We start from the raw sequence: 25,870 nt of genomic DNA, 5'->3' as shown, positions 1-25,870 counted from the left end.
ATGCTTAGTCCGTGTATCTAACACTGCGTTGGCGCGGACGAAACTTATAGCGTTTTCAAGTGATTTGTGAAAAATGGTTGATGAGAAACCGAGAGCTAGCACGCGAGACGCTTGCACTGCTGTTTACATTTCAAATGAAAACGCTATATTATGATAACACAGGTAACGTAAACCAAAAGGATGCACCAGAATTTTTGTTAGCAATAACGCCAATTTTTCCGCCGTGTGCGTTAATAATTTGCCGACACAAATACAAACCCAAACCTAATCCTTTGATTTTGCCAACGTTTTTCCCCCGTTTGTAGAGTTCAAAGAGTTCCTCGGCTTCTTCGGGTTTAACGCCAATTCCATCATCGGAAATGGTGTATTTTATCCATTGGGTATAATTCTTGCTTTTTGACTTTTTTTCTGAGATAATTTCCGCAGAAAGCGTTAACGTTAATCCGGGGGGATTGTATTTAATCGCATTGGAAATTAAGTTATCAAAAACTCGCCAAATTTGATGATAATCGGCTTGAACTGGGGGCAAACTTGAGGGAAGTTCAGTGTCTAGGATCACTCTATTTTTTTCAAAAACGGGTTGCCATTCTGCGATAATTTGTTGGGTGAAATCAACCAAATCTAAGGGTTGACAATTAACAGAAATCCCTTGTAAACTTGTATCACTGGTTTCGACTAAAGAGTTGAGAAGATTCAGTTGGCGATCGCAACTTTTCGCCATTTGTTCGATAATATTAGTATTAATGGTTAGTGTTGAGGGAGAGTCTGAAGATTTTTTAGCGAGTAAATTATTCAGAAGGATTAACATTCCGGTGACAGGATTTCTTAAATCGTGAGAAACTGCATGAATATAAACTCGTAAGGCTGATTCTACTTTCTTGCGTTCTTTAATTTCTTGTTGCAGTTTTTTGTTTTGGTCTAGAAGTTGTTTTTGCTGTTCTCGCAAGGTAATTTGAGTTCTCACCCGGACTAACACTTCTTGCATTTGAAAGGGTTTTGTGATATAGTCAACCCCACCGACATCAAACGCAAAAACTTTATCCATTGTATCGTTAAGCGCACTCAGAAAAATAATCGGAATCTCCCGAGTTGAGTCTATACTTTTGAGATGTTTGGCAATTTGATAACCGTTCATTTCCGGCATCAGAATATCGAGTAAAATCAAATCAGGAGATTGAGCTTCTATCGCTTTTAACGCTTGTTTCCCGTTGGTGGCTTTACGAACTTTGTAGCCTGTTTCTTCTAGCATCGAAGACAGCAGTCGTAAATTTTCAGGAGTATCATCCACAATTAAAATATCAGCTGGCTGCACCGAAGACTGAATCATATTTGTACCCTTGATTTTTGAGACTGGATCAATTCTGAAAACCTGAACAGGAAGAATGCTATTATTCAAGAATTGCCCTAATTTTCCCCGAAATCGGATTGAGGCAGACCTGAATCAAATTTTTCGGCATTGGCTATTGTAGCGAGAATAAAGCCAGGGGGAACAGATTTTTCTACAATAGTAAAGAAGTCCATCTATCTCGTATAAATCAATGTCAGGGCTATCTGTATCCTCTTTCGCCCAGCCCCAATCCCTTGAACAGTCCCTCAAGCACTTTTTTGGTTACGACTCCTTCCGTCCGGGACAACGAGAAATTATTGAACAAGCCCTCCAAAGGCGAGATTTGCTGATTGTTATGCCGACTGGGGGCGGAAAATCTTTGTGCTTTCAGTTACCAGCACTTTTAAAACCGGGGATAACAGTCGTTGTCTCCCCTCTGATTGCTTTGATGCAGGATCAAGTGATTGCGCTGGAGGATAATGGCATTGCAGCTACTTTTCTCAATAGTACACTTTTACCCGAGGAATTGCGATCGCGGGAAGCCGCAATTTTGAAAGGAAAAATAAAACTGGTTTATGTTGCCCCAGAGAGGCTTTTAGGCGAACGATTTTTATCTTTTTTAGATCTTGTCAAGACTCAAGTGGGAATCTCAGCTTTTGCCATTGATGAAGCCCATTGTGTTTCGGAATGGGGTCATGATTTTCGGCCAGAATATCGACAGTTAAAACAGTTACGACACCGTTATCCTCAGATTCCGATGATGGCATTAACAGCCACAGCAACTCCCCGAGTGCGAGAGGATATTATTGAACAGCTTGCTTTAAATCAACCTTTGATTCATATTGCGAGTTTTTTACGTCCCAATCTTTATTATGAAGTTCTTCCTAAACATACTCACAGTTTTAAGCAATTGTTGAAAATTATTCAGCAAGCGGGCGGTTCAGGAATTATTTACTGTCTAACTCGGAAACGAGTTGAATATTTAGCGTTTAAATTACGAGAAAAAGGGATTGCTTGTTTACCCTATCATGGCGGATTACCCGACGAAGAACGCCGCGAAAATCAAATTCGTTTTATTCGAGATGATGTCGAAGTCATGGTGGCAACAGTGGCGTTTGGGATGGGGATTAATAAGCCAGATGTTCGCTTTGTAGTTCATTATGATCTCTCCCGAACTTTAGAAAGTTATTATCAAGAAGCCGGACGAGCCGGACGAGATAATGATCCGGCAAAATGTATTCTATTTTGGTCAGGAAGTGATATTAAAACGATTGAATATTTAATCGCTCAAAAACCCCAGCCCGATGAACAACGAATGAGTCGTCACCAACTTCGACATATGATTGATTATGCCGAATCTACTGAATGTCGAAATCGAATTATTTTAGGTTATTTTGGGGAAAAATTTCCCGGCAATTGTGGGCAATGTGATAATTGTCGTGAAATTAAGCCAATAGAAGATTGGACGATAGAGGCGATGAAGTTTTTATCTTGTGTGGCTCGCTGTAAGGAACGGTATGGAATGAGCTATATTATTGATATTTTACGGGGTTCAAAAAGTCAGAAAATTTTTGCACGAGGACATGATAAACTTTCAACCTATGGGATCGGAAAAGATCACACCGTTGATGAGTGGAAAAGTTTAGGGCGATCGCTAATTCATCAAGGGTTGCTTGACCGGACAACAGATGGTTATGGTATCTTGAAACTAAATGCTTGTAGTTGGGAAGTGATGCAGCGTCAGCGACGAGTTGAAATTGTGATTGCTCAAAAACGGAATTTAGATATTCAAACCCGTTCACTGGCCGCAGAAGTTGAGATGTTATTTGATCATTTACGTCAACTTCGCAAGACGATTGCTGATGAACAATTGATTCCCCCCTATATGGTGTTTCCCGATTCTACACTACGAGCGATGGCACAACAACGTCCGGTAACATTAGAGGCTTTCTTAGAGATTTCAGGGGTTGGAAACCATAAGTTAAGTCGCTATGGAGAACGGTTTGTGAACGCTATTCGTAACTATTGTGAAGAACAAGGTCTTTCTGGGGGATTAACATCTCCCTAAAATTTATGATTTCCAATTTTAATTCATCAATAAATAGTCAAATGTATACTTTACAATTGCATCAGCAAGGGTTGAGTATTCAGGAGATCGCCCATCACCGAAATTTGTCTGAAAGCGTGGTGAGTGGGCATTTAATTAAGTTAATTGAAATGAGCCAATCTGTCGATATTAATCGTTTGGTTTCATTACCTCGCCAAAAAGCGATTACTGAAGCCATAGAAGCAGTTGGAGATACAGGACTTCAAATTATTTATGAGCATTTATGTGAGCAATATAGTTATGATGAAATTCGCTTAGTTAGAGCGGCTTTACGTCAGTATCGTATGGAATTTTAGCAGAATTAATTGAATACAAATCTAGATTTAAAATATTGCTGACTCTTGGTTCGACTTGATTTGGCCGACCTTCCCTAATAGAATGATCATATTAGGCTACCGTTCGGCAAAGGGAGCAAGATGAGCAATCGTCCGATTATTTTAGGTATTGTTGGGGATAGTGCAGCCGGAAAAACGACACTAACACGGGGTATTGCCCAGGTTGTGGGTCCAGAAAACGTGACTGTGATCTGTACAGATGACTATCATCGCTATGATCGTACACAACGAAAAGCATTAGGAGTGACCGCGCTGCATCCAGATGCAAACTATCTTGATGTTATGCAGCAGCATCTCACCCTGTTGCGGACAGGACAACCGATTCTTAAACCGATTTACAGTCATCACACGGGTACATTTGAACCCCCCGAGTATGTTAAGCCTAACCGCTTTGTGATTGTCGAGGGATTACTGGGATATTCAACTCGCGGCGCCCGGGATTGCTACGATGTACGGGTGTATCTCGCCCCGCCTGAGTCTCTGCGAACTCAGTGGAAAGTGAAACGCGATACCATGAAACGAAGCTACTCAGAAGAAGATGTATTAGCCGCCTTGCGTCAACGAGAACCCGACTCAGAGGCTTTTATTCGTCCCCAACGCAAATGGGCTGATGTGGTGGTGACGTTTTATCCACCCGATAATGAAGAAACTAACAGTTCTAATTTGAATGTGCGTTTGGTGTTGCGTCCGACAATTCCTCATCCCGATTTTACAGAGATTCTAGATCAAAATGATCGCTATCCCCTCTCGGCTGTCCGTTTAGGATTGGATCGAGATATGGGTAAGCCTGTGGATGTTTTAGAAATTGATAGTCATGCGACTCTCGAACAAGTAAATTCTTTGGAGATGATGTTATGTAATGAGTTTCCTCACTTGAAGGATTTTTGTAGTGTGGGAAATCAAGAACTGGGTAAACTGACTGGAACGACAGGAGAAATTCTGCAAAGTTATCCGTTGGCGATCACCCAATTATTGATTGCTTATCACATGATTAAGGCGACAAAAATGGTGCAGTAAATGCAGTTTGAGAGTGCAAATTCTCCGCAGTTAATGACAAAGATTTGATCCCAGATGGAATCATTAACGGGTCTTGAGGTGCCGGAATCATTTCGCCTCGAAGATCCAGCAGAGAGACTAATAATAGGTAAGCGATCGCTAAAATGATAGAAATTGCACCCGTGAGATAGGCAACGAGTTTGGAGCGTTCCATAGGGATTGTTTACATTTCATTAAGTTTTGTCTTCCTAAAATTAACAAATCCCTGACCATTTCTCAAGGGGGTTTAGCCTGCATTTATCGATGCTAACTCTAAAAATACTGTCCATTTGCGAAAAAACATACTGAAAGAGGGGGAAGTACCCCCTCTCTAAATATCTCCTCATCTGGGATATAATAGGATCACCTAGTATTCTAAGAAAAGGAGATGCGCCCTGATGGTAGAACACCCAAATCGATCAATTGGTTAAGCATTTCACCCTAAAATCGGGAATCTGTGGACAACTTTGGACACTACGGACAAGTTCAGATTGAATGCTTTTGACCAATTAAGGTGTGCGAGTCTATATTGATATTATTGCAGTTGGCTTTTGATTAATTCAAGAGGTCTATTGCAATTACCCACTTTTTCAAAAAGCTATCAATAATGTCAGGTAATAATAGAGGGCTAAACCCCCGAATTATCAGACTAAAAGTTCTGGCTTGTCCCTTTCCCCGTTGTTAAGGATGATCTCAATTTTGATCATATCTGCCATTAAGTGTTTTAATGGAGTACCTTATCCCTTTGAATAAACCTCGCCTACAGCTAACCGATGGGTTGCCAACCCAAGACTGTTGTACTTACTCCTGTTGATTCACTGCTCGCCTTCCCATAAAGGTCAAGACTATAACAAATTTTCCCCAGACTCTGGCGGATTTTGTCGCTCTTGTGCAGGATAAAGGGGTTGCAATTCAAGGGAAAGTCCTCAAGTACAAGACGAATAGAGTAAGTCCAGATGACAGCAAGAAGACCAAGGAGAGCCACTAACACCCTCGTTCGACGCCAAGCCACTCCCAAAGAGCGACAGCTTATTCACCTGTTAGCTAACTTGGGCTGTTCGTTGGTGAGATATGGGATGGAACACGCCAATACTAAGGGGATTATTTCAGCACCTGAACGCAAAAGTCTCGCCGAACATCACAACTTACGACTCCAACAAATTCGCCGCATTGAACGGAGTTTAGAACCCGTAGCAACGCTTAAACGAGTTTATTTTAGGAGTGAACTCAGTCCGCGTAATCTCAAATCTCTGAAGTTACTTTGGGTTGATGAAGACAACAAAAGCCGGGTTAAACGGGTTGCTCCTGAACTTGATGAAATCCTCAGTGAAGCTTTAGATCAAGGCGATACTCTCAAACAAATTTTTCACATCACAGAAGTTGGAGAACGACAGTTTGCTCTGACACTAGAGAAAGGAAAAGTTCCGCTTTGGGTTAAAGAATGGGAAGAATCTGAATATGAAATCGATTTCTTTCCGCCTTCTTTCTCCGCCTGGGCAAATATTGTGGACGATTAAGAGCATCAGCAGCATCTACCCCGGTAATATTATTCTGGGGTGATTATTTTTTTCTCGGTTCAGGATCATCAATCAGGTAGAATGGGCATTGCCCACCCTACAATTTCACTGTGAACTAACTCTTTTCTTCTGACTTCTTCGGTTTATAGGTCGAGGCAACGTGTAATTCTTTTAACTGTTTATCCTCTACCTTAGACGGTGCATTAGTTAACAAACAACGGGCTTGTTGAGTCTTCGGAAAGGCAATCACATCTCGAATGGATTCTTCTCCAGCCAACAACATCACTAACCGATCTAAACCATAAGCAATCCCTCCGTGGGGAGGGGTACCATATTCAAAAGCTTCTAATAAAAATCCAAACTTATTAAACGCTTCTTCAATCGATAATCCAATCGTTTCAAATACCTTTTCTTGGACATCTCGCTGATAAATTCGCAGACTTCCCCCGCCAATTTCATACCCATTTAAAACCAAGTCATAAGCCAAAGCCCGAGCCGTTTTTAAGTCCGCTAAATCATCTGGATGGGGTGCCGTAAACGGATGATGTAAGGCTTCTAAACGCTTTTCATCTGCATTCCATTCAAACATCGGAAAATCAGTCACCCACAGAAAATTGGTCTGATCTTTAGCAATTAATCCCAATTCTTCCCCAACCACTAACCGCAAACGATCTAACGTTTTATTAACTGTGTTTGTTTCTCCCGCCCCAAATAACAACAGGAAACCCGGTTTAGCTTGAGTTCGTTTGAGGATTTCTTGCTTTTGGTCTTCACTCAAGTTATCTTTAATCGCCCCAATAGTATCGAGTTTTCCGCCTTCTTTGACCCGAATATAAGCCAAGCCTTTCGCCCCGGCTTCACTGGCTTCTTTAAATAAATCACCACCGGGCTTAATTCTCACATTAGAAAAAGCTTCATTTCCACCCGGAATCGGTAATATTTTGACAATTCCGCCCGATAGAACCGCTCCTGAAAAGACCTTAAACCCACAGTCTTTAACAAGATCAGAAACATCAACTAATTCTAAACCAAATCGGGTGTCTGGCTTATCACTCCCATACCGATCTAAGGCTTCAGCATAGGTTAAACGGGGAAAAGGAAGGGGTAAATCTATCTCTTTAACTGCTTTAAAAATATGAGCCACTAACGCTTCATTTAAAGCTAGAATTTCCTCTTGAGACATGAAACTCATTTCCATATCCAATTGAGTAAATTCCGGTTGACGATCCGCCCGTAAATCTTCATCTCGAAAACAATGAGCAATCTGATAATATCGATCCATTCCCGATACCATCAACAATTGTTTAAATAATTGCGGGGACTGCGGTAAAGCAAACCATTCTCCGGGGTTAACCCGACTCGGGAGAACATAGTCTCTGGCCCCTTCTGGGGTGGAACGAGTCAGAATTGGGGTTTCAATCTCGATAAAGTGTTCTTGATCTTCGAGGAAACGACGCATTGCTTTGACCACCCCATGACGGAGTTGAAGGTTGCGAGTCATGCGATCGCGCCTGATGTCTAAATAGCGATATCTTAAGCGTAATTCTTCTTTAACAGATTCGGGTTCTGCGGTGGAAATTTGAAAGGGAAGTGGTTTTCCCAGGGCGTTGAGAAGTTCAATTTGATCGGCATAGATTTCGACTTCTCCGGTGGCGAGTTTGGTGTTGAGGGACTCATCTGGACGTTGAGAGACTCGACCCGTGATTTTCACCACATATTCATTTCGCATCGTTTCCGCGATGTTGTAGGAGTCTGGAGTGCGTTGAGGATCGCTGACAATTTGAACGATACCCATGCGATCGCGCAAATCCAGAAAGATCACTCCGCCATGATCTCGACGACGATCCACCCATCCGCAGAGAGTGACGGTTTTTCCGATATCGGTACTTCTGAGTTGTCCACAGTAATGGGTTCGCATGGCTATCGATTTTTCGATCTGGATTCACATACAAGATTAGCAAAATACCAGTATATAATAGGTGAGCAAAATTGCTAACTTAATTTTATTTTTATTTTTCGAGGGTCAGTCACAAGTCTGCATTAGTCTTTGAGGACGGACGCAACTCTGTTAGATGTAGATATAGTGTTAAAAGTGTGTGACGCTGTTCTCTCAAAAGATTGTCCATTATTTACGATTAACGGTTATGACTCACTATCAACAATTAATTCGAGTTTCTACCACTCCTAAGTCTCTCGTCCGAGTCACCCATCAAGTTGAGGATATTGTCTCCAAATCTGGCATTAAAACTGGTTTGTGTAGTGTGTTTTTGCGCCATACTTCAGCTAGTTTGATTATCCAAGAAAATGCTGATCCAGATGTATTAGTAGATCTAGAAAATTTCTTATCAAAATTAGTTCCTGAAGGCAATCATTATATTCACGATGCTGAAGGGCCTGATGATATGCCCGCTCATATTCGTAGTGTTTTGACTCATACTTCTGAACAAATTCCGATTTCTCAAGGACGATTAGTATTAGGAACTTGGCAGGGTCTTTATGTTTGGGAACATCGCAATCATCGACATAATCGTGAACTGATTGTTCATCTTTCGGGAGATTCTTATTAATTGAATATCTGTAGGGGCGGGGATTTTCAGTCACCCATCACCCGTAAAAACAGTTTTAAAGGAACAAGGAACAGTCTTTACTTTTGCATGAGTGCCTTTTGCCTTCTTCCTGTTCCCTGATCCGTCGTTCCCTGTTCCCTCTTTCTTGTTAAGATTCTCGCCCAGGAGCCCATCGATCTCGCCATTTTACAATCCCTTCACTGGCAATCACCCAACGACGAGAAACTAAATTTTCCCGGAGAGGGGATTGTCCTTCTCGTAGCATGGTATACTTATAATTGATTAGTTTTCCGGCGCTTTCATTAAAAGGAATTTCTGCAAACCAAGTATTACTATTAATATATTCTAGAGGATAAGCTTTGCCAATATCCCAATTTCCGAGTTCTGGACAATCTCCGATAATCACAATACTTTCACCCGGAAGGGTTTGCACTCCATTCAACTGAACTCGGACAATGGTTTGGGCTTTGAGTCGTTCGCCGACATGAGAAAGGACAATAATTTGTTTAGAATCTAACTGAAGATTATGGATATGTCCATCGACTACTTCATATTTATTCGGTGACATTACATCGGTATGTTCTCCATCCGGTAAACCGGTTTCTACCGCTTCTAAAACAACATCTTCGCCTCGGTTCATGGCGACAAATACTCTAGAATCCCGATAGCGACGAGTGTAGCAATAAATATCAGGGGTAATATATTTTTGCCATTGACCTCCCATTGAAGCCGCAGGATTGAGTCGTCGCACCCCTGAAAGCAGTCGAATTTCACGATAGAGAGGGCTATCTTTATCCCATTTTTCCATCATCGGACGGTTATAAGGATCGTTATTTCCGTAAGGATTGTGATCGCCATTGGTATCATCGTGAAGATACTGTTCAGTCCCGTAATACAGACAGGGAATTCCTCGGGAAGTCATAATTAAGGCTACCGCCATATGCAAATAACCCGGATCAGAATTTAAGGTTTGAAAACGGTGCATATCATGGTTATCAATGAAGGTAATTAATTCGGTTGCACTGTCGTAATAATGATCTTTATCGAGAATATCTTTGATTAAATAAAACCCATCTTCTTCACAGTTTCCTAACGCCCGTCGAATTGCGATACAGAGTCCAAAATCTAGTATTGACATTCCAGAATTATTGGTAAATTCTACAGAAAGTCCGTCATCTGGGCTAGAATAAATCCATTCTCCTAAGATAAAAATATCGGGTCTATAGGTCGTAATATCCGCAATAAATTCTTGCCAAAACCAGATTGGCATATGCTTAACGGTATCGATTCGTAACGCATCAACCCCCCGATCTATCCATTGTTTAATCGCTGATTTGATATAAGTTCGATACTCGGTATTATTTTCATTAAATGAAGCCAGTCCTGCTAATTCACAGTTTTGAACTTGCCATTCATCTTCCCAGTCTGTGACTTCTCCGTAGTGATGATACCAGTGATTCGCGTCTTCATGGAAATCGGCGATTTTGACACCATCATCATAAAGGGCGCCTTTTTCTCCGGCGACATCAGGACTACTATGGTTACAAACGATATCTAGAATTAACTTCATACCTCGTTTGTCTAATTCTTCAATTAACCGATCAAATATAGTATCTTTTGTATCTTGAGTTTGGTTGAGTGAGGGGTTTTCATCAACACCAATAAAGCGAGGATTAATTCGTTTAAAGTCTTTTGTCCAATATCCATGAACGGCTGCACTTTCAAAGAATAATCCTTCGACTTGTTCAAACAAAGGGGTTAACCACAGGGCTGTTACGCCTAAATTTTTGAGATAATCTAACTTATCAATAACTCCTTGTAAATCTCCGCCCCAATACTTTCCCCAATCTTGTTTTTCGGGATCATAAAGTTCAGGATTAGGGCCTTCATTATTATCGGGATCTCCATCACAAAATCGATCTACAACAATAAAATAAATGGTTTCTTGACGAAATTCAATATCTCGGGTGTAGAGAAACTCCAAATCAATATCTTGTTCGGTTGGGGAGTCAATGGTTTCTTCTATTTTTTCAATCGCTTCGTCTTGGCTGATGCGGTCAATTTTTGACAGTTTTTGTGTGGGCAGTTGTGAACTCATAGTTGACAATACTTTAGATGGGTTTGAGGAAAATATGTGAGTTTTATAACTGGGTATTCTCCTAGACCCTGAATGATTATTTTTGTGAGAATACCTAAACTGAAGTGAAAAGTCAAGTCAGTCTTTGCGACTTTGAGCTAATATTAATCTATAATGATGTTTTCTACTTAAAAATAAAGTTATCCTCTCAATTTAACATTTTTAATACGTCAAAAAATCTATCTTTAGATAGATGTAAAATGTCACCTTAATTTGATTAGAGTTAAGAGACTTTTTGAATGGGGATTTGGACTTCACTATATTTGAGAGATTCGGGTGTCATGGGGGAGTTGTAAAATAATCGTCGAGGCGAATCAACTGCTTGATATTGAGGATTTTGTTGTAGCCAACTCTGAAGTTTCTGAAGATGAGTTTCGTAACTTTCCCAAGTATAAGCCCCTTGAATTCCAATACTGACCACCATCATCGCTTCAGTATCTAGGACTTGAACATCAGACTGAACCTGTTGAGGAGAAATTTGAGGACTTGAATACAAAAACGAAACCTCCGCCCGAGAAGCATCTTGATAACGGGCTTCTACAGGTGTGGTCATGGCAATATTATTACTGCTAATATGCTGAAATAAGGGGTTAAATGCTGCTTTGGTGGCTTGGGTTAAATCTCCGCTATGAGAATAGGTTACTCCCCGATAAGCCGGATAATATTTGATTTCAATTACACCTGCTTGAGTGGGTTCAGGAAATCCTTCCGGTAAAGAAGTCGGCATTGCTTGTACTCTATTTTCAAGAATCATATTTATAGTTTAGCAGCTTTATTGACTTTTTTCTCGGGTTTTGACAAGCCTCTGTTTTTCAATGGGAAAAATTGGACAAAAATCGGAGATCTGTTTGAGATCTGTTAACGTAATTTCTGGTTTATCACGATACATTACCGCTTTTCCACTCACATAAACATAACCTCGTCCTAAACCTGAATAACGTTTTTGAATGAGTTGAGCTAGGGGTGCATTTTTATCGTTTTTAGCTTCGGGAATCCACAATTTTAAGATATGATCTTTTGAACCTGTATGAATCAACGCCCCGCTTCCAATCCATTTGGTCACGCCATCTTGTAAATCACAAAAGATGGTAATCCATTCTTCTTTTGCTGCGGCGGCGATAATTTTAGGGTAATCTAAACGTACCGAAAGCACTCCCGCCCGAATTCCATTGAGGCGATAATCTTGAATAATTGAGTCTCGTAGTGTCCACCAAGACATTAATAATTCGTAGTTGCGGAAAGCCCCATTTTGATTGGTATGAGCGTTCCAAATAATCCGATGATAAGCTTGGGCTTCGGCTTCAGCTTCCATCATTTGTTGATGATAAAATATAGAACGACCATATTTAATAAAATACGGACTCCAACCTTCTCTAATCAACCAAGTATTATAGTTTTCACCGTCTTTATGAATATAGCAAATAATCCGACCGTGACTATCTCGGTATTTTTCTAGACAGACTTCAACGGGTTCGTCCCCATCAAATTCTACATCAACCTGCGTCAGTTCACCATCAGAATTCGTAAAGTATTGGATTGCCATTTCTGAAGATGCAATTCCCGCATTTGTAACGGGTTTTGTTCCACAGGGAAACGATTCTTCGGTGTCAACACAGTGCAGCCTCAAAAATTCTCGTTTACCATTCAACAATACTTTGAGGGTATCTCCATCAACAACTTTCGTAACTTGTAAGTCTTTAATCCAAGTTCCCACTGTTCTTTAAATACAAAAATTCTAGGTTTAAGTGATGGCTATGATATCATAATTTTAATCTGAACCCTGCAACGGAAATGCAAAGTTTTGTCACTTTAAGGAAAACTGGCTCATGTTGGGAATTTGAGAGTGAGGAAGCGTTAGAAGATTTTCTGTTTTCTCATCTCGATCAAATACTGGGTTGGACGGTTATCCAACGTCAATATATTGTTAATAATCAACGTTGTGATCTTTTGGCTACAGACAAAACCGGACGCTTGGTGGTGATTGAGTTAAAAAATGTTGAAGATAGAGGCATTGTTCAGCAGCTGACTCGATATTACCATGCTTTGCTTGAAGACAAGCCCTTTGGCGATCGCATTGATTATGACAAACCTGTGAATTTGGTGGCGATCGCACCCAGTTTTCACCGAGATAATTTAATTGATCGCCAATATCATCATCTCAAATTTGAGTTTTTTCAGTTTTCTATTGTTCAAGAGGATAACAAGTTTTATCTCATTTTGAAAGATATTGATAGCCAGAAAACTTCACAAATTCAAATTTTTTATGAGGATGCGAGAGAAAGTAATCTTCCCAGTCAACCTCAAAGACTTCGGAAGTTTATGACGGATTTTCCACCGAGTAAAAAAGAGACAATTTTGAGAATAAGAGAGAAGATTCTCAGCTTTGATTCTAGTATACAAGAGTTTTCAAGTGTAGGAAGTATTAAATATGGAAATGGTACTGCTAAAAATAGTAAATATTGTGCTGAGTTTCTTTTAGATAAAAAGTATTCTCTGGTGTTGTTTTTGTGGATACCGTTTAAAGGCGGTGAAAGTAGCCGTATTGGACGGGCGAGAATTTGGAGTGATTGGAATGAACAGGCGTTAATTGAGGGTTATATTGCGAGTGGGATAGGGCTGCAAATTAATAAAAGGAAAAAAGCGATAATGGATTTAAATGGCACAATAAGAGTGGGGAGAGAGTGGAAGAAGCTTCAATTAGAAGATCCAACTCAATTTAGATATAACTTTTCACCGATCAAGAGTAAAACAATGGCAAAATATAGATCGGCAGTTTGGAATACTTTTAAAAGTTTACAAAATCGAAAACCTTTAACTTATGAAGATGTCAAGTTATTAGAAGATTATTCAAAATTCTCTGAAGAAGACACAGGAAAAGGAATAAAGATAATACCTTCACCTTATAAAAGTTTAGACTTCTTAATTGACTTAGCCTTAGAAAAATGGCTAGAACGAGTTTAACTTTTAATTTCGCGCTATTATAGGATAAAAGATTAGGAGTTAAAAATATGAATTGGCAGGAATTACGGAAAGAAGCTGATAATTTACCCGTGTATGAACGTTTGTTATTGGTTGAAGCCATTATTCGTTCACTTTCTAATGAACTTCGACCAAAAGAACCCATACCCGATGAAGTCTGGGAACGTTTGCGAGGAGGACTCAAAACAGATGAACCTTCACCAACAAAAGGAGGATTAACAGAATTAATCGGAATTCTAAAAACAGATAATCCACCCCCGACAGATGAAGAAATTGAGGCGATTTTGGATGAAAGACTTGAGGAAAAATATCTCCAATGAGAGTTTTAATTGATACGAATATTTTTTTAGATGCTTTTCTTGATAGAAAGCCTTTTTCGGATGATGCTCGTACTTTGTTTGAGTTGATAGAATCAGGGGAAGTTCAAGGTTATGTTTCAGCAACAACTGTAACTGATATATTCTATATTTCCAAAAAAGCGAAAGGTACGTCAATTGCTAAACAAGCTGTTCAAAGAATTCTCACTTCCTTGGAAATATGTCCAGTTAACCGTAAAATTCTAGAAGCTGCTATTGCATCAAATTCCGATGATTTTGAGGATGCGGTGCAGTTAGCTTGTGCAGTTTCCGAAAGTTTGGATGCTATTGTAACTCGGAATATGCAGGGATTTTTAGATGCTGCTGTTGAGATTTTAACCGCAGGTGAATTGTTAACTCATTTATCTTCTCAAACCGATCAATAGACATTTTTCGGCGCAACGCTGACCCGCCTATAAGTTCTGTTAAAATGATAGATGAGCAAGAACAATAGCAATTCTATCATCTAGGCCCGACAAAAGTTCCATCGGGGTTACAAGAAGGATCGGCAACTAACGGAGCATACATATATCCTACCGTACCGCTACCATCTTCTAAACGAACTTTTGACCATTGGTTTCTGTTTCCTTCTATAAAAGTCAAAGGAGTTCCATTACGAACTTGACGAATAACAGATCCATTGGGAGACTCTCGCAAATTCACATAAGTATCTTTCGAGTCCATCGCATAATCTCTTGTACTTCGCCACAATAATTCCTTTTTCATAAATCCGGTAATATCATCAAAGCGACTATCAAAAGTCACTTTATACCAGCCATTTTGTTCACCCGTTACAGAAGTTTTAGACCCGTTAGGAATTCCTCGAATAACATTACCATTCGGTGCGGTTCTCACATTAACAAAAGTATCATTGCGATCGTAAATCACAAAAGTATTACATTGTTGTTGACCCAAAGCCGGAGTTGCAGTTAAGGTCGCCATCAAAACAAGAGGAATGAATTTAAAAAGTTTCATGGCATTTTTTAGAAATCAAATTATTTTGACCTCTCCCTAACCCTCTCCTACGAGGCGAGGGGAGAATGAATAACCTCTCCCCCAACCCCTCTCCTACCTCTCCCCAGCCCTCTCCTACAAGGAGAGGGGGAAAATCGTGTCCCGAAGGGACTATTTATTAGTAGGAGAGGGAAAAGGTGTCCCTCGCGGGACTGTTGATCAATAGCGAGGGGAGAAGAAATTGGCCTTCTGCTTTTAGGGGGAGGTTGGTGGGGGTAAAACTCTATGCACCGCCCCGCAATTTTTCTAACACGGTGCGATCTTGTAAGGTCGAAGTATCGCCACTAATTTCTTGACCTGCTGCCAAATTTCGCAACAGACGCCGCATAATTTTACCTGATCGGGTTTTTGGTAAATCATCCGTAAACCGAATTTCACTCGGACGGGCGATCGCCCCAATTTCATTAACGACGTGTTGTTTCAACTCCTTGCTTAACGCTTCACTGGGTTGATGTTCCCCTTCTAAGGTCACAAAAGCAACAATATCCTCACCTTTAACCTCATCCGGCTTACCAACCACTGCGGCTTCTGCAACCATGGGATGAGAAACCAACGCCGACTCAATCTCCATCGTACCCAGACGGTGGCCAGAAACATTAATCACATCATCCACCCGACCCATCACCCAGAAATAGCCGTCTTCATCTTTGTGAGCGCCATCTCCAGCAAAATAGATATATTCACCGTTTTTGGGTCGAATATGTTCCCAATACGTCTGTTTGAAGCGTTCAGGATCTTTATACACCGTCCGCATCATTCCCGGCCAGGGATGTTTGACCACCAAATATCCGCCACTTTGGTTCGTAACCGCTTCACCCTCAGCATCGACAATATCAGCAATAATTCCGGGAAAGGGTAACGTTGCTGAACCCGGTTTGGTTGGTGTCGCCCCCGGTAACGGTGTAATCATAAACCCACCCGTTTCGGTTTGCCACCAGGTATCGACAATCGGACAACGATTCCCGCCTATCACCCGATGATACCAGATCCAAGCTTCTGGGTTAATCGGTTCGCCCACAGTTCCTAATAGTCGCAACGAAGATAAATCACGGGCGTTGGGATGATGTTCACCCATCTTCATTAAAGCGCGAATGGCAGTTGGGGCAGTATAAAAAATATTCACGCCGTATTTTTCCACCACATCCCACAAACAGCCAGGGTTCGATGGCCGGGGAACCCCTTCATACATTAACGTGGTAGCCCCATTCGATAACGGCCCGTAGACAATATAACTATGACCCGTGATCCAGCCCACATCGGCCGTACACCAGTAAATATCGGTTTCTTGGAGATCAAACGCCCATTTTAGGGTAACGTGGCTGTAGAGGTTATAACCGCCTGTAGTGTGAACAACCCCTTTGGGTTTTCCGGTGGTGCCGCTGGTGTAGAGGATGAATAGCATATCTTCACTATCCATCGGTTCAGCCGGACATTTACCGGAAGCGCCTTGTTGGAGATCATGCCACCAATGATCTCGTCCGGGTTCCATGTGGATATTTTGGGCGGTGCGTTTGACGACTAAGACGTTATCCACGCTGGATGCACCTGTTTGTAAGGCTTTATCGACTTGTTCTTTTAAGGGGACAATCGCATCTTTTCGCCATCCCCCGTCTGCGGTAATAACGAGTTTGGCTTCGGCGTCTTCTAAACGATCTTTTAACGCTTCTGCACTAAATCCCCCAAAAACCACCGTATGGGCGGCGCCAATTCTGGCACAGGCGAGCATGGCGATCGCGGCTTCCGGTATCATGGGCATATAGATTCCCACGCAATCGCCTTTTTTGACGCCCAGTTGTTTGATCACGTTCGCCATCTGACAGACTTCTCGATGCAGTTCCCCATAGGTGAGGGTACGAGAGTCTCCGGGTTCACCTTCCCAAATTAAAGCAGCTTTGTTGCGGCGCGGTGTGGTTAAATGGCGATCGAGGCAGTTGTAGGAGATATTGATTTTACCGCCGACAAACCATTTGGCAAAGGGCGGTTGCCAGTCTAAGACTTGATTCCATTTCTCAAACCAGTCTAGTTCTTTTTCGGCGAGTTCTGCCCAAAATCCTTCGGGGTCGGCTTGGGCTTTTTCGTAGAGTTGTTTATACTCGTCTAAGCTTTTAATGTGAGCATTTTGGGAAAATTCCGCTCCCGGATGAAAGAGGCGTTTTTCCTGTAATATCGATTCAATCGTGGGTTGTGACATTTTTAATAATTGTAACTATGGTTACGGTTCCTATTCTAATGTCTGCCTATAAGGGAACACAATACGCGATCGTTTGATAATTTTCTCTAGATCGTTGAATCAATCGAGTTGATCTTACCGTAAAATCAGAACAAAATCGGTTATGGAGTGTGATTCTGCCCGTTAGAGAGATTTTTTCTGATCCCGTTCAAACTGGGTAAAAAAAGGTTATGAATTATGAATCGATTACCTGAAAGTGAGGACGATTGACGCTCCCTCGCTAAAAGCGAAGGATTCTCAGTTCTTTGAGCGAACTTACCAAAGCTAAGTCTCCTTATCTTTGACAGAGGTTCTTCTCTCCCTGAGCGTTAATTCCTGTCCGCCCGACAGTATTTGTATTGCCAAAGCTTTGATATTTCTTGCTGCGTTTTCATCTAATCACGAGAATTGTTCCGCAACTACAAACATGAGTCCTAACTGATAGAGATTTTTTGACTCTTTGACCACAATTTGAGCAGTCTTGGGAAGTGTAGTTAGGAGCAACAGCTACCACAAGTTCCCAAAGAGTCGAGCAAAATATTCTAACCATTCTCGGGCATTGAGTCCAGCCTGCGTCCGATATAGACTTTGCTAAACAGTGGTTTTTCACTAGATTTTTTACACTCAAATCCTCGTAAGCTATCAAATCATTAGATTGACATACGCACCGTGCTAACTTCACAGCATGGTCTTTACGCTGCCTTGAAATCTTTAAGTGTTTTCTTCCTAGCTTGATGCGATTCTTGTGATATCTCTTCGACTGCGGTTGACCTCTCTTGTGTTTTCTAGAAAGTTTTTTTTGTAGGCGTTTTCAGGCCTTCTCATCTTTTCTTAGATACCTTGGGTTTTCTATTTGATTACCTTCAGAATCCGTGTAGAAGTGATTTAGCCCGACATCTAACCCTAACTCTTTACCTGTGAATTCGACAGATTCTTTCCGCTCAATCTCAATACAAAACTGAGCATAGTAACCATCGGCTCGACAAACTAATCTAATACGCTTAATTTGTTTGCTTTGGTAGCAGTTTAAGTCTCTTGAGCCTACAAGTTTAAGTTTACCTATCCCAGTTTTATCTGTAATAGTCAGGATTTTTCTGTTTTCAGAAACCCGCCACCCACTGGTTTTGTATTCGACAGAGCGACTAAATTTTTTGAACTTTGGATATCCCTTTTTACCTGGAATTCTTTTCTTGCAGTTTTCATAAAATCGACTAATGCTGGCCCAAGCTCTTTCAGCCATTGACTGCCGTTCGCGAAGCGTGTGCGAAGCACGTAGCCATCGAGTTTAACTTAGCTACAAAAGGTAGTTCCGGATTATCAGCTAAGACTTGGCAATACTTATTAAGAGAGAAAATCGATTAACATGATCTTCTCTAGGTGCATCCATCCAGTATCTTAAACATTTATTACGGATGAATTGTCCTATGCGTATTGCTTCGTCTATTGCCAACAACTGATGCTTATGCGCTTTAATCTTAAATTCGTAGACTAGCATTTATCGACCTTTTAAATACTGCTAAACTCATTATATTTATTTAACTGTACAAATGTCAACTACAAAATTGCCTAACTACAATAACAGTTGTAGAGCTGTATACAATCTCACTGTACATCTAGTTTTTGTGACAAAGTACCGACGCAAGGTATTTAGTGAAATCATGATATGTAGATTGAGTGAGGTATTTAGCTCTGTTGCTCAAAAATGGGATTCTAAGATTATTGAATTCAATGGGGAGTCTGACCATGTTCATTTGTTACTTAGTTACCCTCCTCACAAGTTATTGAGCAATAAGATTGCTAATTTAAAAGCCACAGCATCTAAGACACTGTGGCGTGAATTTGAATCAGAGCTAGCTAAAATTTATAGAAAACGGGTTCTCTGGACAGGTTCTTATTTTGTTGCCAGTTGTGGTGGTGTTACGATTGAGCAACTTAAAATCTACGTTCAAAATCAAGATTGTCCGGATTCATCCCATCACTAAAAGTGAGGGTCTTCTCCGAACATTAAGATAAGATTGTCTTTATTCCTAATTTGGAGTGAAGCCCCAACTTCAGCACAGTCAGTTAGGGGACTTCACCCCTCTAAACCCTAAAAAAACAGATTAATTTGAGGCAACAGCGATCGCAGATCAATTTCTAGAATTTGAGTTTACTCTCAATACTGGTCAATACTGTAACGGGTTTGTCTTGTCGATTAGCTCAATAAGTGCTTTTCTTTTGAAGATACAGCAGAAGCTTTCATGGGTTTGAATTTAGTATACTCTAACTTTCTTTGTATTGGTTGTCTATATTTTTTGGAGGGTTGAATTAGTTTGGAGGTTTCATTTAATATTGCAAATACAACGATGCCAACCAGAACTAGAGCAACAGCGACCATATAGATCAATGTAGCTGTAATCAGATAAATTTTTCGGAAGATGCTTTGACAATTCACAAGTTTTTCCTAAAAAAAGGTCAATATCAGTTCAAAAGGCTCCATAATTTGTGATTGCTTTCCCCCCAGTGTATAAACTTTAACCCTCTAGCCCAACCAAAGTCAGTGAAGATTTATAAAGTTTATACTGAAAATGGTAGTCTAGCTAGAATATATGCAGCAACACTTTTAGTCTGTTTTAACAGAAGCTTTACAATATTGGCAATAACAATCCCTTTTATCTTTATATCTGGGGGGGTTATGTAAAGCGATCAACAAAATTTTGAGTTGAATTGAAGGGGTCTAGGATGAGGATTAGATGATCAATTTCTGTAAGCTTTACCTGTACACCATCAATCGAGAAAAGTCAACTTTAACCCCCGTCCAGATAGCAGTAAAAGCTGATAATCAGCAAGCTAGATGGAATCATCGGTAATTTTACTGAATGATTGCCCCCCAGAATAACATCCAATACTTAAATATTTGCTACATACGATTGGATTGATAGGGTGATGGGGAGATAGGGAGATAGGGAGATAGGGAGAAAAAAGATATGTAGCATCGGTGCTTCGGTATTTGATATAACATTTCAGCAATTCTTTAAACATCATAAAAATCGGGTAAGCACTGCCTACCCTAGTAATCGTTTTTAGTTTTTCAACCCTTAACAAGTCCTTGGCGATCGCCAAAATTTAACCTTAATTCAGTATACTGATGAGATGATCGCCGACCCGCAGGGCATTCGCAATCACCGTTAAAGCAGGCATCACACCCGAACCAGAGGGGAAGAAACTACTATCAACGACATACAAATTCTCAACATCGTGAGTCCGACAATTGGAGTTCAAAACAGAAGTATTCGGGTCTTCACCAAACCGACAAGTTCCGCACTGATTTGCCATCACTTGAACCGGAACTTCACCCCGAGGATAAACATTCGCCCGTTGTTTGTCAATAGATTTCAACACCTCTAGCCAGCGATAAACAAGACGGTCATGGGCTTCTGCATTATTAGAAGTATAATCAAGATAAAGCTTATTTTCCGACACCCGTACTCTGTTATTGGCATCGGGTAACGTCTCTGTTTGCGCCCACCAGCCAATAGAACGCATGGCTAACTGTTTTAATCCAGACTGGGGTATTGCTTTCGTCAACACAGAAAAAATCGGGGGAGACTCTGCAAAAATCACATCTTGTAACAATCCACCTGTATTGTAAATGTGACCCATGGGATAGGAAAAATTCTCATCCCCCCAATAGAAATCATTCACCGCAACAGACCGAGGAAACTGACCCGAATTCGGGGCGGCATCCAATTGGACAATTGCCGTCATTTGGTGTTTCATTAAATTCCGGCCCACCTGGTCAGAACGATTGGCGAGTCCTGTTGGGTATTTTTCATTGGCAGACCGCAACAATAATACGGCTGAATTAATCGCGCCACAAGCCAGGACGATAATATCCGCAAAAATCAAACAGGATTGTCCGTTAATTTCTACTTCTACAGCTTTAACTTCGGTTCCCGAAGCATTCGTCAGTAAGCGAACCGCCTTTGCACCAGTTTTCAGCGTCACATTCGGATGTTTGAGGGCCAAATCAATCCCATAAACCTGAGAATCACTTGTGGGGTCATCTTCTTGGCGCGTCCATCCCATCGGTAGAGAAGTCGGATGTAGACCTTTTTGGGCAACAGCATCAACCAGCTTTTGAATACAAGGTTCGTGACTAATCGCGGGATAAGGATAGTCTGCACTGTGAGGCGGTTCTGTGGGGTCGTTTGTGACTTGACCATGAACCTGATAAAGCTGTTCGGCTTCTGTGTAATAGGGTTCAAAGTCATTATATTTTACAGGCCATTCGGGAGAGATGCCTTCTTGGTGTTTGACTTCTTCAAAATCCCGTTCACGCATTCTGAGTAATGCAGCGCCGTAAATCTTGGTATTGCCACCGACTGCATAGTTCATTAAGGGAGAAAAAGATTCACCCTCCGGGTCGTACCAGCGTTCAGGCGCACGATATCGAGCTTTTTTGAAAATATCAACTTCGGCTCTATTCTGCTCCTCTAAAGGCATGAAATCACCCCGTTCAAGGATGAGAATTTTCTTTCCTGTCGGTGCAAGTTTTTGAGCTAAAGTGCCGCCACCTGCACCTGTACCAATGATAATAACGTCGTAGTGTTGGTCGTCGATAATCATAGGAGTAATCCGTAATTTCAGTTATTAGGGTTTAGGGCTTAGTATCAGTATTCACTTTCTTCTGGTCAGGGCAATTTTATAGATTGCCCCTACTGTTCCCTGTTTGCTTATTGCCAGATGTAGATGAGGAGAAATAAGACAATCCAAATCACATCAACAAAGTGCCAAAATAACGAAGTTGCTTCAAAACCGAAATGACCTTTATCATAGTTACCGGGATAGAAAGACCGTCCTAACATAATCCCTTGTAACAAAACGCCTGTTAAAACGTGTAAGCCGTGAAAACCCGTTAACAGGTAAAACATTCCGCCATAAACACCACTGGTAAAGCCAAATTCTAAGGCACTCCATTCAATCGCTTGTCCGGCTAAAAAGTAACTTCCCATCGCCATTGTTGCAAAAAGAAACAAACGAAACAAACTTAAATTATGGCGTTTGAGGGCGAGTTCAGCAAAGTAAATGACAAAACTACTGGAAACCAGAACGACAGTATTAATTGCAGGTTCTCTAACTTCTAACCCCTCAACTCCAGCGGGTAGCCAGTCTACTGTCGTTGTTTTGTAGGCGATATAAGCCGCAAAGAAACTCAAGAAAATAATACTTTCTGACAGTAGGAACACCACAAAGCCAAACATACTATTGGCTTCTTCGTCGTGAACGTGTTCACCCACTGCCTCGTGCAAATATTCTTCTAGCTGTTGAGAAGTTAAGGAACTATTCGTTGTCATAATTCTTTCTCCGTAGAGGCCTATGGTATATGCCCTTGTTGTTTATTGGTCGTATGTGGACAGTTAACAGTTCGACAGTAACCCGTCAGCAATTCTCAACATTCACGGGTTACTGTCACAATTCCCCTACTCAACGGGTTCAGGGGCAGGTGAGGGTAATTTCACATTGGGGTCATTAGCGGTTAACGGTTCAGACTTCCCATAACCGTAGGGTTCATTAATCACAATGGGGATAGATTCAAAGTTCTCAACCGGAGGTGGAGAAGGGACTAACCATTCTAAACCTATCGCCTGCCAAGGGTTAGCAGGAGCGGGTTTACCTTGCGTCCATGAACTGACCATATTGAGAATAAACGGCAAGGTTGACATCCCCAACAAAAACCCCCCCAAACTGGCAATCACGTTCCAGAAGGTATATTCAGGGTCGTAGGAAGACACCCGACGCAGCATTCCATTTAAGCCTAACGGGTGCATCGGTAAAAAGTTGAGGTTTGTACCGATAAACGTTAACCAGAAATGCAACTGACCCAAACCTTCGTAATACATCCGCCCGGTCATTTTCGGGAACCAGTGATAGATGCCAGCATATAGCCCCATCGTCACGGTACCAAACAGAACGTAATGGAAATGACCCACCACGAAGTAAGTATTGTTGACGTGAATATCGACGGGAACTGAGGACAACATAATGCCTGTAATTCCCGCAAACACAAACATCACCAGCGCCCCTAAAGCAAACAGCATCGGTGTATTCAGACGCAGTTTACCGCCCCAGATGGTTGCCACCCAAGCAAACACTTTAATTCCGGTCGGTACTGAAACACACATGGTTGACAGCATGAAAATCAACCGCATCCAACCGGGAGTTCCACTGGCATACATATGATGCACCCAAACCAAACCGCTAACCCCGGCGATAATCATCGAGGAAACGGCGACGACTTTATAGCCAAATAAGGGCTTACGAGAATAAACGGGGAAAATCTCGGAAAAAATACCAAAGACAGGCAGAATAATCACATAAACCGCCGGGTGAGAATAGAACCAAAACAGGTGTTGGAAGATAATCGGATTTCCACCATCTGCGGGGTCAAAAAAGCTGGTACCAACCGTTACATCAAACAGCAACATTACCGCCCCGGCCGTTAAGGCAGGCAGTCCAAAAAGTTGAATAATTTGTGCCGCCCAGACCGTCCAAACATAGGCAGGCATCCGAAAATAGGTCATTCCCGGCGCCCGCATTTTGACAATGGTGGTGACAATATTCAAAGCACCCATAATCGAGGAAACCCCGGAAATGGCAACGGCAAGAATCCAAACCGCCTGACCATTCAGCCAAAATCCTAACGGAACTTGGGTACTCACGGGGGGATAAGACCACCAACCTGATTGTGCTGAACCCGAAGGCAGGAAGAAACTTGCCATTGTCAGAATCCCGACAACTGGAATCATCCAAAATGCGGCCGCATTCAGCCTCGGAAACGCCATATCTCGCGCCCCAATCATAATCGGAACGAGATAGTTTGCCATCCCGGCTAAGGCGGGAAACGTCCACAAAAACAGCATGATGGTGCCGTGCATTGTGAACATTCCGTTATAGAAGCTGCGTTCGATTAAATCGGATTCAGGGGTCATTAATTCACCCCGAATAATCATGGCTAAGATGCCGCCAATTAAAAAGAAGAAAAACGACGTCACCAGGTATTGAATGCCAATCACCTTATGGTCGGTACTAAAGCTAAAGTAGGTTTTCCAAGTGGTTACTGTTTCTGCGTGCGAATGACCCGCAGCAGGTTTATTTTCGAGGGGGGTACTACTCATTGATGAATTTTCCTAATGTATATTCTTTCCGTTAACAGTTATCAGTTGTCAGTTCTTTTGCTTGTCACCTGTTGACTGTATTTAGTTGTGATAGTTAACGAGAGGGGCTGGGGCGGGTTTAATCGTCGGCCAACCGACTTTAATGGCTTCGTTTTTTTCTTCGGCGTATTCAGCAGCGGCTTGGTTGGGGGCTGCTGTGGGGGGTTGACTTGCCGCATTTGCTAACCATTGTTGATAGGTGTCAAGAGATTCCACCACTACGTTTGCTGTCATTGTGGCGAAATAGGTACCGCTAAATTGAGAATCAGTCAGTTGATAAGTCCCCTCACGAATGGGGGTAAATTCAAAGTTGATGGTCTTGCTGGGGATGATATCTTGTTTGAGACGAAATGCTGGAATGTAAAATCCGTGGAGAACGTCTTCTGATTTTAATGCCAGTCGAACTCTTTTATGGGTGGGTAAGTGAAGTTCGGTACTGGTGATGTTGTCTTCCGGATAACGAAATACCCAAGCCCATTGTTTACCAATCACTTCGATATCTTCTATGGGTTCCCCCGTTGAGGCTACGGGCGCGGCATAGGCGGCTTCCACCCCGACTGGCATATGCAAATGAACCACTTCCATCGGCCCTTTGATTGCCATTTTTTGGTAGACTTGGTAGCTATATCCGGCAATCCAAAACACCAATAAAATTGGAATTGCAGTCCAAATTATTTCTAAGGTGACATTCCCTTCAATATGAGGGCCGTCGCTCATGTCATATTTAGCTGCCCGATGGAAAATAACGGAATAGATAATGGTTCCAGTGACTCCCAAAAAGATGAAGGCACCGAGAGTCACTAAGAAACTAAATAAATCATCGACCAGGATAGATTCTGCTGCCGCTTGGGGGGGTAGCCAGGAATAGGAAAGTTTTCCAATTCCTATACTAATAACGGCTAAAACAATCGCAATTACCGTTAAAATTAACCACTTGCGAGTCGAATTTTGAGGGGTTGACCCTCCTGTTAAATCACCAGACATAGGAATAAACCTCTTTTACAGTTAACAGTAACCAGCGACCAGTTTTTACAGTTAGCAGTTAGCAGTTATCAGTGTTGACAGTGATTAAAATTTTCGGTTCACGGGTC

Annotated in this window: 19 protein-coding genes and 2 pseudogenes; 8 read left to right on the top strand and 13 right to left on the bottom strand. The window is 41.6% G+C overall.

The features are described 5' to 3' along the window. Positions 1 to 148: 148 nt before the first annotated feature. A complete protein-coding gene (locus M595_RS02975; protein ID WP_023064515.1) occupies positions 149 to 1,327 on the bottom strand; it encodes a hybrid sensor histidine kinase/response regulator in 1,179 nt (392 codons plus the stop codon). A gap of 211 nt (positions 1,328 to 1,538) precedes the next feature. Between M595_RS02975 and recQ the strand changes: the two are divergent. Next, positions 1,539 to 3,730, top strand: a pseudogene (gene recQ / locus M595_RS02970) (DNA helicase RecQ). A gap of 120 nt (positions 3,731 to 3,850) precedes the next feature. After that, a complete protein-coding gene (locus tag M595_RS02965; RefSeq protein WP_023064466.1) occupies positions 3,851 to 4,786 on the top strand; it encodes a phosphoribulokinase in 936 nt (311 codons plus the stop codon). Here M595_RS02965 and M595_RS02960 read toward each other — a convergent pair. Then, positions 4,761 to 4,979 carry a hypothetical protein gene (locus tag M595_RS02960; RefSeq protein WP_023064578.1) on the bottom strand — a complete coding sequence of 73 codons (219 nt, stop codon included), beginning with the start codon at positions 4,977 to 4,979 and terminating at the stop codon, positions 4,761 to 4,763. The genes M595_RS02965 and M595_RS02960 overlap by 26 nt on opposite strands. Positions 4,980 to 5,760: 781 nt before the next feature. Between M595_RS02960 and M595_RS02955 the strand changes: the two genes are divergently transcribed. Further along, positions 5,761 to 6,321, top strand: coding sequence for a hypothetical protein (locus tag M595_RS02955; RefSeq protein WP_023064592.1), 561 nt, complete (start codon positions 5,761 to 5,763; stop codon positions 6,319 to 6,321). Positions 6,322 to 6,436: 115 nt separating this feature from the next. Here M595_RS02955 and aspS read toward each other — a convergent pair whose 3' ends face one another. Continuing rightward, a complete protein-coding gene (aspS, locus tag M595_RS02950; protein ID WP_023064546.1) occupies positions 6,437 to 8,239 on the bottom strand; it encodes an aspartate--tRNA ligase in 1,803 nt (600 codons plus the stop codon). Positions 8,240 to 8,465: 226 nt separating this feature from the next. Here aspS and M595_RS02945 point away from each other — a divergent pair, with 226 nt between their 5' ends. Further along, a complete protein-coding gene (locus tag M595_RS02945) occupies positions 8,466 to 8,888 on the top strand; it encodes a secondary thiamine-phosphate synthase enzyme YjbQ (protein ID WP_023064606.1) in 423 nt (140 codons plus the stop codon). A gap of 148 nt (positions 8,889 to 9,036) precedes the next feature. On the opposite strand, the gene M595_RS02940 is transcribed toward M595_RS02945, so the two are convergent. The 3 genes from M595_RS02940 to M595_RS02930 form a co-directional block, all read right to left on the bottom strand. Then, positions 9,037 to 10,986 carry an alpha-amylase family glycosyl hydrolase gene (locus M595_RS02940; RefSeq protein ID WP_023064464.1) on the bottom strand — a complete coding sequence of 650 codons (1,950 nt, stop codon included), beginning with the start codon at positions 10,984 to 10,986 and terminating at the stop codon, positions 9,037 to 9,039. A 262-nt stretch (positions 10,987 to 11,248) separates the two neighbouring features. Beyond that, entirely contained in the window at positions 11,249 to 11,752 is a 504-nt protein-coding gene (locus M595_RS02935; RefSeq protein WP_023064608.1) for a heme-binding protein, read from the bottom strand. A 45-nt stretch (positions 11,753 to 11,797) separates the two neighbouring features. After that, the gene (locus tag M595_RS02930) at positions 11,798 to 12,739 is read right to left on the bottom strand and encodes a thermonuclease family protein (RefSeq protein WP_023064577.1); all 942 of its coding nucleotides are present in this window, start codon (positions 12,737 to 12,739) and stop codon (positions 11,798 to 11,800) included. Positions 12,740 to 12,816: 77 nt separating this feature from the next. Here M595_RS02930 and M595_RS02925 point away from each other — a divergent pair, with 77 nt between their 5' ends. Genes M595_RS02925 through M595_RS02915 form a run of 3 tightly spaced genes read left to right on the top strand, consistent with a single transcriptional unit; the run spans position 12,817 to position 14,746 of the window. Continuing rightward, positions 12,817 to 13,986 (top strand): endonuclease NucS domain-containing protein, encoded by a 1,170-nt coding sequence (locus M595_RS02925; protein WP_023064468.1) that lies wholly within the window; start codon positions 12,817 to 12,819, stop codon positions 13,984 to 13,986. A gap of 47 nt (positions 13,987 to 14,033) precedes the next feature. Continuing rightward, positions 14,034 to 14,324 (top strand): hypothetical protein, encoded by a 291-nt coding sequence (locus M595_RS02920; RefSeq protein ID WP_023064545.1) that lies wholly within the window; start codon positions 14,034 to 14,036, stop codon positions 14,322 to 14,324. Further along, complete coding sequence (locus tag M595_RS02915; RefSeq protein WP_023064573.1) at positions 14,321 to 14,746, top strand: type II toxin-antitoxin system VapC family toxin; 426 nt, start codon at positions 14,321 to 14,323, stop codon at positions 14,744 to 14,746. Before M595_RS02920 ends, M595_RS02915 begins: the two co-directional genes overlap by 4 nt. A 76-nt stretch (positions 14,747 to 14,822) precedes the next feature. Here M595_RS02915 and M595_RS02910 read toward each other — a convergent pair whose 3' ends face one another. The 3 genes and pseudogenes from M595_RS02910 to M595_RS32970 form a co-directional block, all read right to left on the bottom strand. Next, positions 14,823 to 15,335: an SH3 domain-containing protein gene (locus M595_RS02910; RefSeq protein WP_023064565.1), complete on the bottom strand. Its 513-nt coding sequence runs from the start codon at positions 15,333 to 15,335 to the stop codon at positions 14,823 to 14,825. 262 nt (positions 15,336 to 15,597) lie between these two features. After that, complete coding sequence (acs, locus tag M595_RS02905) at positions 15,598 to 17,565, bottom strand: acetate--CoA ligase (protein WP_023064471.1); 1,968 nt, start codon at positions 17,563 to 17,565, stop codon at positions 15,598 to 15,600. Positions 17,566 to 17,878: 313 nt separating this feature from the next. Next, positions 17,879 to 19,078 (bottom strand): annotated as a pseudogene (locus M595_RS32970) (RNA-guided endonuclease InsQ/TnpB family protein). A gap of 52 nt (positions 19,079 to 19,130) precedes the next feature. Here M595_RS32970 and tnpA point away from each other — a divergent pair. Continuing rightward, positions 19,131 to 19,565, top strand: coding sequence for an IS200/IS605 family transposase (gene tnpA, locus M595_RS02895; RefSeq protein ID WP_040483488.1), 435 nt, complete (start codon positions 19,131 to 19,133; stop codon positions 19,563 to 19,565). Positions 19,566 to 20,694: 1,129 nt separating this feature from the next. On the opposite strand, the gene M595_RS02885 is transcribed toward tnpA, so the two are convergent. The 4 genes from M595_RS02885 to M595_RS02870 all read right to left on the bottom strand — a co-directional run bounded on the left by M595_RS02885 (position 20,695) and on the right by M595_RS02870 (position 25,763). Then, positions 20,695 to 22,191 (bottom strand): GMC oxidoreductase, encoded by a 1,497-nt coding sequence (locus M595_RS02885; protein ID WP_023064513.1) that lies wholly within the window; start codon positions 22,189 to 22,191, stop codon positions 20,695 to 20,697. A gap of 107 nt (positions 22,192 to 22,298) precedes the next feature. Continuing rightward, positions 22,299 to 22,919 carry a cytochrome c oxidase subunit 3 gene (locus tag M595_RS02880; RefSeq protein WP_023064525.1) on the bottom strand — a complete coding sequence of 207 codons (621 nt, stop codon included), beginning with the start codon at positions 22,917 to 22,919 and terminating at the stop codon, positions 22,299 to 22,301. Positions 22,920 to 23,045: 126 nt separating this feature from the next. Continuing rightward, a complete protein-coding gene (locus M595_RS02875; protein WP_023064600.1) occupies positions 23,046 to 24,740 on the bottom strand; it encodes a cytochrome c oxidase subunit I in 1,695 nt (564 codons plus the stop codon). Positions 24,741 to 24,821: 81 nt separating this feature from the next. Then, a complete protein-coding gene (locus M595_RS02870) occupies positions 24,822 to 25,763 on the bottom strand; it encodes a cytochrome c oxidase subunit II (protein ID WP_023064486.1) in 942 nt (313 codons plus the stop codon). Positions 25,764 to 25,870: the final 107 nt, after the last annotated feature.

The sequence above is a fragment of the Lyngbya aestuarii BL J genome (assembly GCF_000478195.2).
Classification (GTDB): domain Bacteria; phylum Cyanobacteriota; class Cyanobacteriia; order Cyanobacteriales; family Microcoleaceae; genus Capilliphycus; species Capilliphycus aestuarii.
The sequence above is the reverse complement of the archived record's forward strand: the minus strand, read 5'-3'. Positions and strand labels throughout refer to the sequence as shown.

Coding starts and splice junctions, on each gene's coding strand:
- M595_RS02975 (WP_023064515.1), bottom strand. CDS start 1,327: ATGATTCAGTCTTCGGTGCAGCCAGCTGATATTTTAATTGTGGATGAT.
- M595_RS02965 (WP_023064466.1), top strand. CDS start 3,851: ATGAGCAATCGTCCGATTATTTTAGGTATTGTTGGGGATAGTGCAGCC.
- M595_RS02960 (WP_023064578.1), bottom strand. CDS start 4,979: ATGGAACGCTCCAAACTCGTTGCCTATCTCACGGGTGCAATTTCTATC.
- M595_RS02955 (WP_023064592.1), top strand. CDS start 5,761: ATGACAGCAAGAAGACCAAGGAGAGCCACTAACACCCTCGTTCGACGC.
- aspS (WP_023064546.1), bottom strand. CDS start 8,239: ATGCGAACCCATTACTGTGGACAACTCAGAAGTACCGATATCGGAAAA.
- M595_RS02945 (WP_023064606.1), top strand. CDS start 8,466: ATGACTCACTATCAACAATTAATTCGAGTTTCTACCACTCCTAAGTCT.
- M595_RS02940 (WP_023064464.1), bottom strand. CDS start 10,986: ATGAGTTCACAACTGCCCACACAAAAACTGTCAAAAATTGACCGCATC.
- M595_RS02935 (WP_023064608.1), bottom strand. CDS start 11,752: ATGCCGACTTCTTTACCGGAAGGATTTCCTGAACCCACTCAAGCAGGT.
- M595_RS02925 (WP_023064468.1), top strand. CDS start 12,817: ATGCAAAGTTTTGTCACTTTAAGGAAAACTGGCTCATGTTGGGAATTT.
- M595_RS02920 (WP_023064545.1), top strand. CDS start 14,034: ATGAATTGGCAGGAATTACGGAAAGAAGCTGATAATTTACCCGTGTAT.
- M595_RS02915 (WP_023064573.1), top strand. CDS start 14,321: ATGAGAGTTTTAATTGATACGAATATTTTTTTAGATGCTTTTCTTGAT.
- M595_RS02910 (WP_023064565.1), bottom strand. CDS start 15,335: ATGAAACTTTTTAAATTCATTCCTCTTGTTTTGATGGCGACCTTAACT.
- acs (WP_023064471.1), bottom strand. CDS start 17,565: ATGTCACAACCCACGATTGAATCGATATTACAGGAAAAACGCCTCTTT.
- tnpA (WP_040483488.1), top strand. CDS start 19,131: ATGTCAACTACAAAATTGCCTAACTACAATAACAGTTGTAGAGCTGTA.
- M595_RS02885 (WP_023064513.1), bottom strand. CDS start 22,191: ATGATTATCGACGACCAACACTACGACGTTATTATCATTGGTACAGGT.
- M595_RS02880 (WP_023064525.1), bottom strand. CDS start 22,919: ATGACAACGAATAGTTCCTTAACTTCTCAACAGCTAGAAGAATATTTG.
- M595_RS02875 (WP_023064600.1), bottom strand. CDS start 24,740: ATGAGTAGTACCCCCCTCGAAAATAAACCTGCTGCGGGTCATTCGCAC.
- M595_RS02870 (WP_023064486.1), bottom strand. CDS start 25,763: ATGTCTGGTGATTTAACAGGAGGGTCAACCCCTCAAAATTCGACTCGC.